Genomic DNA, 11753 nt, shown 5'->3' on the forward strand with positions numbered 1-11753 from the left:
ATGAAAATCAATCCGACTGCAGAATGCGCTCGGCCTCCTGGTCGAGCGCCTCGAACTGGCCACGCCAGACCGCCCAGCCCAACGCGCCGATGATGAGCAGCGCCAACACGACCGACAGCGGAATCAGCAGAAACAGGATGTCCATTCAAGCGGCCTCTGGAATGCGCGCCAGCCGCGCCGAATTCAGCACCACCAGCAGCGAGCTGGCTGCCATGCCCAGCCCCGCCAGCCAGGGCGGCATGAAGCCGAGGATGGCCAGCGGTACGCAGACGGCGTTGTAGAGTGCCGCCCACAGCAGGTTCTGCCGCACGACAGTCCGCGTGCGGCGCGCCTGCAGCAGCAGCGCAGGCACATCCGCCAGCCGGTTGCCCAGCACCACGAAGTCGGACTTCGCCTGTGCCAGCGGCACGGCGCGCCCCATGGCCACCGACAGGTCGGCGCAGGCCAGCACCGGCCCATCGTTCATGCCATCGCCCACCATGGCGACGCGCCGGCCGCGCCGCTGCAGGGCGCGCACGTGCGCCAGCTTGTCTTCGGGCGTGCGCTGGCCATAGGCCTCATCGATGCCGGCGCGGCCGGCCAGCCGCAGGACGGCTCCGGTCTGGTCGCCGGAGAGCAGCTGCACCCGCAAGCCCATCGCCTGCAGCCCGCCGACCGCAGACCTGGCATCGGGCCGCAGCGCCTCTTCAAATTCGAAGCTGGCCAGCCAGCCCTGCCCATCGGCCAGGTGCACCTGCGGGCCACGGGCCGGCGAGTCCTGCGGCGGGGCACCGCAAAATACGGCCGAACCCAGCCGCATCGCGCGCGGATGACCCTCCGTCTCGCTGCGGCCCACGACCGTCCCCTGCAGCCCGTGGCCAGGTATCTCGGTGATCTCCACGGCGGGCCACGCCGCGCCCGCAACGGCCTGCACAATCGCGCGCGACACCGGGTGGTGTGAATGCTGCGCCAGCGCCGCCGCGAGCTGGAGTGCCTGCACAGCGTCTGCGCCCGGGCGGGCCCGGCGCATGACCACCGCCATGCGGTCCTCGGTCAGCGTGCCGGTCTTGTCGAACACCACCGTGTCCACCGATGCGCCGGCCTCCAGCGCCTGCAGGCGGCGCACCAGCACGCCGCGGCGCGCCAGGGCGCCTGCCGCGGCCAGCGTGGCGGCTGGCGTGGCCAGCGACAAGGCGCAGGGGCAGGTGACGATGAGGACGGCGGCCGCCACGCTGATCGCATGCGCCGGGTCCACCGGCCACCACCACAGCGCCGCAGCGGCGCTGGCCAGCAGCACCCCCAGCAGGAAGGGGCTGGCGATGCGATCGGCAACCTGGGCCAGCCGCGGCTTCTGGACCGAGGCCTGCTCCATCAGCGCCACGATGCCGGCATACCGGGTCCCGGCACCCACGCGGTCCACCCGCACCAGCAGCAGGCCGGAGAGGTTGTGGCTGCCGGCGATCACCGCGCCGCCGATGCCCCGCTGCAGCGGCGCGGACTCACCGGTCAGTAGGGCTTCATCCACCCGGCTGTCGCCCGCCGTCACGGTGCCGTCCGCGGGAATGACCTCGCCCGGCAGCACACGGATCAGGTCGCCCGCAACGAGACGCCGCAGGGCCACGCGTTCGAACTGACCGTCGGCGCCCTGCCGCTCCACGCTGTCGGGCAGCCTGCGCATCAGCGCCTCCAGCGAGCCGGCCGTGCGGTCGCGCAGGCGCTGCTCCAGCAGGCGCCCGGACAGCAGGAAAAACACGAACATGGTCACCGAGTCGTACCAGACCTCGGCACCCCACGGCCCGGCGGCATCGAAGGTGGCGGCCGTGCTGGCACCAAACGTGATGAGGATGCCCAGCGCCACCGGCACGTCCATGCCGATGCGCCGTCTGCCCAGGTCACGCAGCGCGGTGGCAAAGAACGGCCAGCAGGAAAACAGCACGACCGGCAGCGTCAACACCCAGGAGGCCCAGCGCAGCAGGGCCTGCACATCCGGCGTGATCTCGCCGGGGCCGGCGACGTAGGCGGGTAGCGCGTACATCATCACCTGCATCATGCAAAAGCCCGCGACCAGCCAGCGCCAGAGCATCAGGCGCTGGGCCTGCAGCTGCGGCGCGGCCAGCAGCATGTCGCCAGCCGGCAGGGCCGTGTAGCCGACGCGCTGGAGTGCGGCCATCCAGGCCGAGGGGCGGGTTCGTCCGGGCTGCCACACGAGGCGCGCCATCGCGGTCGCGCCATTGACCTGAACGCCCTCCACATCCGGCAACTGGCCCAGCGCCTGCTCCACCATGAGCGAGCAGGCGGCGCAGTGCATGCCATCGATGGCGAGGTAGGTCTCCCACCAGCCATCGCGCCCGGCCACGGGCCGGCTGAAGCCCTCCCATTCGGCGGGCTCGTCCAGCGCAGCCCAGTCCGCATGGGACGCGGCAACAGGCTCCGCGCCCAGGGCAAGGGTGGCAGTTTGCATGGCGCAAGGTTACCCAGTACACCGACACGCCCGGTTGATCTGGATCAATCCGGTACAGGACGCGCGCGCCTAAGCTGTGGACGTCAATCAAGAAAGGAGAAGAACATGTACCAACGCATTCTTGTTGCTACCGATGGCTCCACCCTCTCGAAAAAGGCCGTTCGCAGCGCGCTCGGGCTGGCAAGCGCACTCGGCGCCGAACTCGTGGCGCTCCATGTGGTTCCACGCTACCCCATGAGCTATTTCGAGGGCAACGTGTCGATCACACTCCAGGAGGTCGGCCGCATCGAAAAACAATGGGCCACCGAGGGCCAGGCCCTGGTCGATGCGGTGCAGCAGGCCGCGCAGGCCGAAGGGATCCGGGCCAAGGCCGTGGTCGCGCGCTCCAACCTGGTGGCCGAGGCCATCATGGCCGCCGCCAAAAAACACAAGTGCGACCTGATCGTCATGGCCTCGCACGGCCGCAAGGGCCTCAAGCGCGTGCTGCTGGGCAGCGAAACCCAGCATGTGCTGGCGCACAGCAGCACTCCTGTGCTAGTGTTGCGTTGAATTGGTCCACCTGGAGGAGAAAAAATGAAAGTCCTGTTCGCCGCCGATGGCAGCAAATACACCAAGAAGGCCCTGGCCTTCCTCGTCACCCACGAAAGCCTGACCGGCCCGGAGGACGAGGTGGTCGTGCTCAATGTACAGGCGCCCATGCCCGGGCGCGTCAAGACCATGGTGGGCGCCGCGACGGTCAGCGCCTACCACAAGGACGAAGCCCTGAAGGTGCTCGAGCCGATCGAGCGCTTTCTCAAGCGCCACAAACTGCACTACCGCGTGACCTGGGCCATCGGCTCGCCGGCGGCCGAAGTGGTGCGCGCCGCGCAGCGCGAAAAGGCGCACATGATCGTCATGGGCACCCACGGCCACGGCCTGGTCGGCCGCGCCATCATGGGCAGCGTGGCCCAGCGCGTGGTCACCGAATGCGACATCCCGGTGCTGCTGGTCAAGTAGGCCGGTTGGCAATTGCCGCGATGCCGGCTTCGAGGGCTGAGGCCAGCGCGCAAGACAGCAGATTCTGTCGTCAGGGAATTACTCCGCACGGCGGGTTTGTGTCAGGCCTGTAGGCGGGCCATCAATCGCCGTCCAGCCGCCATCGACGGACAGCGAACTCCCGGTGATATAACTGGCGGCATCCGAGGCCAGGAAGGCAACGGCGGCGCCCACTTCCGAGGGCTGGCCCCAGCGGTTGAAAACCGTGTGCGCGGCATAGGTGTTGTAGATTTCCGGCTTTTCCTTCAGGGGCGCTGTCAAGCGGGTTTCGATGACGCTGGGCATCACGGCATTCACGCGAACACCGTACTCACCCACTTCGCAGGCAAAGCCTTTGACCATCTGGGCAATGCCGGCCTTGCTTGCCGCATAAATCCCGAGGCCGGGCTCCAGCGTCACGGCACGCATGGATGAACACAGGATGATGCTGCCCGCACGCTGCTTCATCATGGGCTTGCCGAAACTGCGCAGAAAGTGAAACGCCCCTTTGAGGTTGAGATTCATCACCTGGTCAAACTCATCGTCGGTGTAGTCCATGATGAGTTTTCGGATGTTCAGCGCGGGCGTTGCCACGGCAATGTCAACCCTTCCGTGCAGGGAAACGGCATGGCCTGCCAGCGCGGCAATTTCTGCGCCGCTCGCTGCATCCACGGCCACCCACTCGGCCGACCCGTCCTGCGCAATCTGCCTCGCAGTGCCGCGAGCGCCGTCGCCGTCGCGGTCGGCGCACACAACGTGCGCTCCCAGTTCGCCCAGCGCGTGCGCAGAGGCCTGGCCAATGCCGGAGGCCGCTCCGAGCACAACGGCCACTTTTCCACTCAGATCAAACAGTTGACGGTAGTTTTTCATGGCGATCATTCTTGCTGTCGGAGGTACGGCCCCGGGTAGTTCCGGGAGCGGGCTCCGGTTGGTTGCCTGCATTTTCAGGAAGGGACTGGGGTGGGCGCACAGGGGCCTGGCCTGTGAGGGCCAGCCAGATGTCGCGCAGCGAATAGCCCATCATGATCACGCCGGCCACCGGCATCACGCCATACCAGTATTTTTTGGAAATCGCGAATACCGGCGAATCATCGCTCGCGCTGACGACCAACTCCCATGCGTGGTAAACCAGCACGGACAGGAAGGCCATGCCCAGCACGCTCAGGACCACATCCAGCACACGCCCCGGGGGCTTGCCGGCCAGGCGGACCGTCAGCATGTCCACGCAGAAGTGGGAGTTTTCGCGCCACAGGCAGGCGGCGCCCACAAACACCAGCCAGGCAAACAGGAGCTCGATGATTTCATCGGCCCAGCCCATGGACATGAGCGCCGCAAAGCGGTTGAACACGGACATCAGAATGATCAGAAACAGCAGCACCAGGCATGCAATGCACAGCCAGCGCAGCACGACAGCGAGTCCAAGGTCAAGCTTTTTCATTTTCCGGCTCCCATGATGAGGTCCGGCAGCCACGTCACCAGCACAGGCACCGCAGTGATCAGCGCCAGCACGACAAACAGGCTGACCAGAAAAGGCACCAGCTCTTTGGCCAGCACCATCATCGGCACGCGCGCCACCGATGACATCGCATACAGAACCATGCCCACGGGTGGCGTCAACAGCCCCAGCATGAGGTTGAGGGTCATCAGCACACCAAAGTGAATGGGATTGATACCGAGCTGGCCAATGATCGGCATGAAAATCGGAATCGTCAGCAACATGATCGCGATGCCTTCCATGAAACAACCCAGCATGAGCAGAATCACATTGATGATGATCAGCACCACCAGCGGGTTGCCTGACAGCGCGCTCAGCCAGGCAATCAGCGCATCAGGCACCCGCAGGTAAATCAGCAGCCAGCCGAACAGCCCTGCGGCCGCGACAATGAACATCACCTGCGCCGTCTGCCGCACCGTGTCCCACAGGATCTCCGGCAGGTCAGCCCAATGCAGCTCACGGTAAACGGCCAGCCCCAGAAACAGCGCGTAAATGCTCGCAGCCACCGAGGCTTCAGTCGGCGTAAAGATACCGCTGAGAATGCCGCCCATGATGAGTGCCGGCGTGGCGATGGCGGCCAGGCCCCCAAGAAGCGCGCGTACCACTTCATGGGCGGTGGCACGCGGCTCGCGCGGGTAATTGCGTTTGACCGCAATGATGTACACCGTCACCATCATGGCCACGCCCATCAGGATGCCCGGAACCAACCCGCCGAGAAACAACGCGCCCACGGATACGCCGCTCATCGAGCCATAAATCACCAGCGGTATGGACGGCGGAATCACCGGTCCGATGGTGGCCGAAGCCGCCGACACAGCCGCGGCAAAGCGCGGCTGGTAACCGGACTTGACCATCGCCTTGACCTCGATCGCGCCAAGGCCCATGGCATCGGCCAGCGCCGAGCCGGACATGCCGGCAAACACCATGGACCCCAGCACGTTGACCTGGCCCAGGCCGCCCTTGAAATGCCCGACGAGGCTGTGCGCAAAACGGAAGATCCGCTCCGTCATGCCGCCGGTGTTCATCAGGTTGCCTGCGAGAATAAAGAACGGAATCGCCAGCAACGGAAATGCCGTCGTGCTTGAGTACATGCGCTGGCCCATCACGCTGAGGATCTCGGTCTGGCCGAGCAACACCAGCGTGACGACCGATGTCAGGCACATGGCCACCGCTACCGGCAGGCCAAGCACCATCAGGGAAACAAGCAATGCAAAAATGCCTAAGGTTTGCATAAAAACTTTCCTGCCCCTGTCTTACCTGCTTCGCTGGGCATCAACCATCTTCATGAATTGCTGCACGTTTGCTTCGCCGGCATACGCACCAATGCGCCTGTAGGCCGGCTCCATCGCAGCGCGAAACAGCTTGGGGTCGGGCCGCGTGACCTGCATGCCCTGGGCCTGCAGCTTGGCAATTTGCGCGTCTTCCTCGGCGGCGATGGTCTTGCGCATCAGTTCGCCGGCCGAGCGGCTCTCTTCCCTGACGATGGTGCGCTGTTCGGGCGCGAGCCTGGCCCAGGTTTTGGTGCTGATGACGTGCATCATGCTGTTATAAGCGTGGCGGGTCAGCGCAAGGTGCTTCTGCACCTCATAAAACTTGTTATGCGCAATGACGGAAATCGGATTTTCCTCGCCATCAACAACGCCTTGCGACAGGGCCATGTACAGCTCGGGAAAAGCAATTTTGGTGGCATTGGCGCCCAACGCCTCCATGGCCGCTTCAAGCTGCACTTCGGGTGGAACGCGGATCTTCAGGCCCTTGACGTCGGCAGGCGTGTTGATGGGCAGCTTGCTGTTGGTCAGGTTCCGGAAACCATACTCCCAGTTTGACAGCAGCACGAAGCCATCTTTTTCCGCCATGGGAGCCAGCCAGTCCATGGCCGGGCCATCCAGTACCCTGTGGGCATGCGCCAGGTCTTCAAAGACAAACGGCAGCATCACCGCCGCAAAGGCCTTGTTGTACTTGTCCATGGCCCCCTGCGTGGGAAGCCCCATGTCGATCACACCCAGCTTGACCTGCTGGAGCTGTTCGGGCGGCGAACCCAGGGCGTTGGCCGGGTAGACCGACACCTTGACCTGGCCCTTGGTGCGTGCCTCGACACGTTGCGCAAACTGCAGTGCGGCCTGGTTGGCCGGGTGGCCCGCTTCGGCGTAGTGGGCAAGTTTCAGGGTCACCTGTGCTGCCGCGCCCGCTGCAAAAGCAAGGCCGGCGGCAAGTGCTAGGCATCGAATGAGCAGAGTGTTGAATTTCATGTTGTCTCCTGGTGGTTCTTGGGGTTCAAACGGTCAACCTGCAGCCTGATCGCCGCGGATCATGTCGGCGCCTTGGGTGGGTCGCTTCTTTTTTTTCGCGGGAAGCATTTCAGGGTTTGAAAAAGGGCGCCGGCACCATCAATCGTGTTTCCTGCGACACGAGGTAGGCCGCCTGCGCGCTCTTTTCCAGGTAGCCGATCCACTCGGGATCGCGCTGCAAGGCAGCACGCCTGTCCGCCCGGTCAGCTGCGTTTTCAAAAACCCAGATGTGGGTGTAGCTGTTGACGTTTCCCGTTTCGGTCTGTAGGTACGCCAGCGGCTCCCCCAGATGGCGGCGCTGCACGTGATAGCCGTGCTCGCCATACAGCGTCATGTGTTTTTTCAGAGTGCCCGGGAGGCAGGTATAGGTGCGAACGTCGTAGAGCATGCAGCTTTCCTTGGCTTGATATCGAATGAAAAACCGGATCAGTCCAGCGTGGCGCCGGAACGCTGAACCAGCAACCCCCAGCGCTCGACTTCCTGGGCAACAAATTTCTGGAATGCCTCGCTCTGGTTGCCGACGGGGTCCGCACCCAGCCCTTTCAGGCGAGCTTGAACAGCGGGGTCTGCCACGGCTTTGGCAATGGCAGAAGAAAGCTTGGCAACCACCGGTGCCGGTGTGGCCGCAGGTGCGAACAGGCCAAACCATGACTTGGCGTCCATTTGCGCAAAGCCTGCTTCAGCAAAAGTCGGCACGGATGGAAGATTGGTCCGGCGGGTGCTTCCCGTCACCGCCAACGGCCGCAGACGCCCGGCCTGCACCTGCGTCAGCGCCTCCGGCAGGTTGGCAAACATCGCCTGGACTTGCCCGCCAATCAGGTCCGTCTGCGCCAGCGCGCCCCCCTTGTACGGCACATGCATCATGCGCACGCCTGCCAGGGCATTGAACTGTTCACCCGCCAGATGCGCCGCGGTTCCTGCGCCGCCGGAGGCGAAGTTGACCTTGCCGTCATTGGCCTGGGCGTAGGTGGCCAGCTCGGCCGGTGTTTTGGCCGGCACGGCGGTATTGACCACCAGCACCAGCGGAACCGATGCGAGGCCGGACAGCGCCACAAAATCGGTCGTCAGGCGGTAGTCCAGCTTGCGGTACAGCGTGGCATTGATCGCGTGGCTCGAGGTGGCCATGAGAATGGTGTGGCCATCGGGCGCAGCACGGGCGACAGACAGCGCGCCGATGTTGCCGTTGGCGCCCGCCTTGTTTTCGACCACCACCGGCTGGCCCAGAAGGTCCGATACCTTTTGCCCGACCACCCGTGCGATCACATCGGTCGCACCGCCCGGCGCAAAAGGCACAACAATGCGAACCGGCCGGTTCGGAAAGTCGGCCGGCTGCGCCTGCGTGGCCGGGGTTGTACCGAAAGCCATCATCGCGGCCAATACAAGCAATGGTCTTTTCATGTCATATCTCCTTGTGGTGATGACCGGATCAGCGGATCAGGTGGAAGCTTGCAATGCCGCGCGCCGCAAGCCCGAAAGCGTTGCACGCGGAGTCAGGATTTCCGACTCGATGGCCAGTTCAATGAGGTAGGCGCCGCCCGCGTTCAGGGCCCGCGCCAGTGAGGGCGCAAACGCCTCTGTGGTTTCGACCCTCTCGGCCGGGATGCCAAACGACCGGGCATACAGCACAAAATCGGGGTTGCAGAGGTCGGTCCCAATCGGACGCCCCGGATAGTTGATCTCCTGGTGCATCCGTATCGTGCCGTACATGCCGTTGTTGAACACGATGAAGATGATCGCCAGGCCGTGCCGCTGCACCGTTGCCAGCTCCTGCGAGCTCATGAGGAAACAGCCATCGCCTGCCAGGCAGACGACCTGCCGCGCCGGGCTGTGCAGCTTGGCGGCAACAGCGGCCGGTACGCCATAACCCATGGCGCCGCTGGTAGGCGCCAACTGGCTGCGCGGCGCCGAAAACTGGTGATAACGATGAGCCCAGGCGCTGTAATTGCCCGCCCCGTTGGTGATGATGGCGTCCGTTTCGAGCTTCTCGCGCAAAGCGATGATGACGCCCGCAGGATCCAGCCGCGCCTCGCGTGTGCTTGGCCCGATGTAACGGGTGTAGTTTTCCCGCAGCGCCTGCAGCCAGCCGCTCCAGGGCGTGGCGTCCGGCGGCGGCAGCTGGGCCGCGGCTTGCGCAAAGGCATCCATGCTCGCCAGCACTTTCAGCTCCGGCTGGTATACCCGGCCAAGCTCCTCTGCGCAAGGCAAGACATGAACCAGCGCCTGCTGGGGAACCGGTACGTCCAGCAAGGTGTAGCCACTGGTCACAATTTCACCGAGCCGCGTGCCCACAGCCAGCAGCAGGTCTGACTCCCGAATCGCCTGCGCCAGCTCCGGGTTCAGGCCAATACCGACCTCGCCCACGTAGTTGGCATGGCGGTTGTCAAAGAGGTCCTGCCGCCTGAACGCGCAGGCCACCGGCAGCGCGTGTTGCGTAGCAAAACTTCTGATGTCATGCAGGCCTGCGTCTGTCCAGCTTGAGCCGCCCAGAATCATCAGCGGCTTGCGGGCCCGCGCCAGTGATTCGCGCAGCCGCAGCATGGCCTCCGGCGCGGGGTACGCGCACGGGATCTCCACCCGCCTTGCGCTGCCGGGGAAGACAGAGTCGGTCAGCATGTCCTCGGGCAATGCCAGCACCACAGGGCCGGGACGGCCTGACATGGCCACCGAAAACGCGCGCATCATGTACTCGGCCACGCGTGAGGCATCCTCAATCTGCGCTACCCACTTGGTGAACGGCCCAAACATCCGCCGGTAGTCGATTTCCTGGAACGCTTCGCGCTCCATCATGTCGCGCCCCACCTGCCCGACCAGCAGGATCATGGGCGTGGCGTCCTGAAAAGCGGTGTGCACGCCAATGCTGGCATTGGTGGCACCAGGTCCACGCGTGACCATGCAGATGCCCGGTCGCCCTGTCAGTTTCCCGTGTGCTTCGGCCATGAAAGCGGCTGCGCTTTCATGGCGGCAGGCGATGACGCGCAACGCGTCCTGCTGCGCGTACAGTGCATTCAGCACATCCAGATAGCTCTCGCCCGGGACGCAAAAAACAGTATCGGTGCCTTGGGCGAGCAAGGCATCCACCACCTGCTGGCCGCCCGTCCTGAGCTTGGGAGTGTCATTCATCACTTGCAATCTGTCCGCCGACGAGGCGGGTTGGTTGAACGTGAACGAACTCTACTCAGGCAGACGGGCTTCGCGTTAGGACTTAAGCGAGCTTCACCTGCACTTTTTTGCGTGCGGCAGGCCACCGCGGGTTATTCGTTGGTGGGTTATTTGGCGGCGACGGAAATGCGCTTCTTGAACTCGCCCGGAGTGGCTTGCGTGTGTTTTTTGAAGAAGCGGCAGAAATAGGCAAAGTCTTCAAAATTCAGCTGGAAAGCAATTTCGGCCACACTCAGGTCGGTGTTGCTCAACAGGCGTTTGGCCTCCAGCACCAGGCGCTCCTGCACCAGTTGCCCCGCTGTTTTGCCCAGCGTCCGTTTGAGCGCGTCGTTCAACTGCCGTTCGGTCACATGCAGCTTTTCGGCGTAATCGCGCACCGGGCCAAAATCAAGGTAATGCTGCTCGATCAGGAGCTTGTAACGCTTGGTCAGCGAGTAGTTCTGCGGCGACGTGCCGTCGGCATGGTGCTCGGGATAAAGCCGCCGCAGCCGGGTCAGCAGCACCAGCAGATAAGACCTCACGATGTCGAGGCTGCCATCGCCGCGGCCCAGCACCTCTTTCTCCATCTCCATGAGCAACGGCAGGAGCTGGTCGTGTTGCGCCTGGTCCAGGTACAGCACCGGGGTATCACGCGCGATATGGAAAAAAGGAAACTGCGCGATGTCGTCCGAGCGTGGGAACATCTGTACAAAAAACTCCGTGCTGAAATTGACGACGTAGCCTTTCGGCCTGACGGTCGAGTTCCAGGAATGCAGTTGCCCGGGAGAAACAAAAAAAACCGTGTTGGCGCGTACCTGGAAACTCTCGAAGTCCAGCATGTGCGTGCCGGCTGCTTCCGTCATCCAGAGCAGGTGGTAATAGTTGTGCCGATGCGGAAACGCACGCGGGATTTCAGGGTTGTCCTGAAGCCGGACCAAGTCAAAATAAGATGCCGTAGCTTCACCGCTGAAGTCGGATCTGTCGAACACAGGAAAATCTGACGCCATGGGCTCAGTCACGCGAATCTACCTCTTTGCACCGGCCGGGATCTGCGTTGCATTATAGAAGTCCGTCCAATTTCGCTGCCGCGCTTCCTCAAAACAACAAGGTCAGAACAGCCACAGCCGCCCTAAGCCGAATGGCACTTACTTTGGCTCATAGGCATGACCATGCCTCTGGACGTGTCGGCGAGCCTGGTCGCGGGGCACCTTCAACCAGGGGTAGGGTTTGGGCCTTCGTTTTCGCATTCGCGGCTCGATGCGTCCGGGTCGATGGCCGACCCTGCATTGTGCGATCAACGTGAATAGCCGCCCGCAATCCTTCGTGGCCGAGAGGCCTCGCGAGACCCACTCTGTCCACAGTTGCACCGTGTGCTTGA

The 11753-nt window shown here is 63.7% G+C and carries 12 protein-coding genes and 1 pseudogene; 2 read left to right on the plus strand and 11 right to left on the minus strand.

The features are described from left to right. Positions 1-7: 7 nt before the first annotated feature. Both ccoS and AC1DUR_RS05660 read right to left on the minus strand, forming a co-directional pair. Positions 8-145, minus strand: a complete 138-nt coding sequence (ccoS, locus tag AC1DUR_RS05655) for a cbb3-type cytochrome oxidase assembly protein CcoS (protein WP_477719190.1) — start codon at positions 143-145, stop codon at positions 8-10. Next, positions 146-2440 (minus strand): heavy metal translocating P-type ATPase, encoded by a 2295-nt coding sequence (locus AC1DUR_RS05660; RefSeq protein ID WP_477721465.1) that lies wholly within the window; start codon positions 2438-2440, stop codon positions 146-148. It lies immediately after the preceding gene. 105 nt (positions 2441-2545) lie between these two features. Here AC1DUR_RS05660 and AC1DUR_RS05665 point away from each other — a divergent pair, with 105 nt between their 5' ends. Continuing rightward, positions 2546-2989, plus strand: a complete 444-nt coding sequence (locus AC1DUR_RS05665; protein ID WP_477721466.1) for a universal stress protein — start codon at positions 2546-2548, stop codon at positions 2987-2989. Positions 2990-3013: 24 nt separating this feature from the next. Further along, entirely contained in the window at positions 3014-3436 is a 423-nt protein-coding gene (locus tag AC1DUR_RS05670) for a universal stress protein (RefSeq protein WP_477721467.1), read from the plus strand. A 78-nt stretch (positions 3437-3514) separates the two neighbouring features. On the opposite strand, the gene AC1DUR_RS05675 is transcribed toward AC1DUR_RS05670, so the two are convergent. From AC1DUR_RS05675 to AC1DUR_RS05715, 9 genes and pseudogenes are all read right to left on the minus strand, one after another. Next, a complete protein-coding gene (locus AC1DUR_RS05675) occupies positions 3515-4324 on the minus strand; it encodes an SDR family NAD(P)-dependent oxidoreductase (protein ID WP_477721468.1) in 810 nt (269 codons plus the stop codon). Then, positions 4299-4892, minus strand: coding sequence for a TRAP transporter small permease (locus AC1DUR_RS05680; RefSeq protein WP_477721469.1), 594 nt, complete (start codon positions 4890-4892; stop codon positions 4299-4301). Before AC1DUR_RS05680 ends, AC1DUR_RS05675 begins: the two co-directional genes overlap by 26 nt. After that, positions 4889-6181: a TRAP transporter large permease gene (locus tag AC1DUR_RS05685; protein ID WP_477721470.1), complete on the minus strand. Its 1293-nt coding sequence runs from the start codon at positions 6179-6181 to the stop codon at positions 4889-4891. The genes AC1DUR_RS05680 and AC1DUR_RS05685 overlap by 4 nt, the downstream gene beginning before the upstream one ends. A gap of 21 nt (positions 6182-6202) precedes the next feature. Further along, on the minus strand, positions 6203-7198 hold the full coding sequence (locus AC1DUR_RS05690; protein WP_477721471.1) for a TRAP transporter substrate-binding protein: 996 nt from the start codon (positions 7196-7198) through the stop codon (positions 6203-6205). Between the two features lie 109 nt (positions 7199-7307). Further along, on the minus strand, positions 7308-7625 hold the full coding sequence (locus AC1DUR_RS05695; protein WP_477719198.1) for an NIPSNAP family protein: 318 nt from the start codon (positions 7623-7625) through the stop codon (positions 7308-7310). A gap of 38 nt (positions 7626-7663) precedes the next feature. Further along, positions 7664-8635: a Bug family tripartite tricarboxylate transporter substrate binding protein gene (locus AC1DUR_RS05700; RefSeq protein ID WP_477721472.1), complete on the minus strand. Its 972-nt coding sequence runs from the start codon at positions 8633-8635 to the stop codon at positions 7664-7666. A 36-nt stretch (positions 8636-8671) separates the two neighbouring features. After that, positions 8672-10357 carry a thiamine pyrophosphate-binding protein gene (locus tag AC1DUR_RS05705; protein ID WP_477719200.1) on the minus strand — a complete coding sequence of 562 codons (1686 nt, stop codon included), beginning with the start codon at positions 10355-10357 and terminating at the stop codon, positions 8672-8674. A gap of 146 nt (positions 10358-10503) precedes the next feature. Then, positions 10504-11364, minus strand: coding sequence for a helix-turn-helix domain-containing protein (locus AC1DUR_RS05710; RefSeq protein WP_477719201.1), 861 nt, complete (start codon positions 11362-11364; stop codon positions 10504-10506). Between the two features lie 156 nt (positions 11365-11520). Continuing rightward, positions 11521-11753, minus strand: a pseudogene (locus AC1DUR_RS05715) (IS4 family transposase); the annotation flags it as partial.

This window comes from Polaromonas sp. P4_F4 (assembly GCF_056401355.1).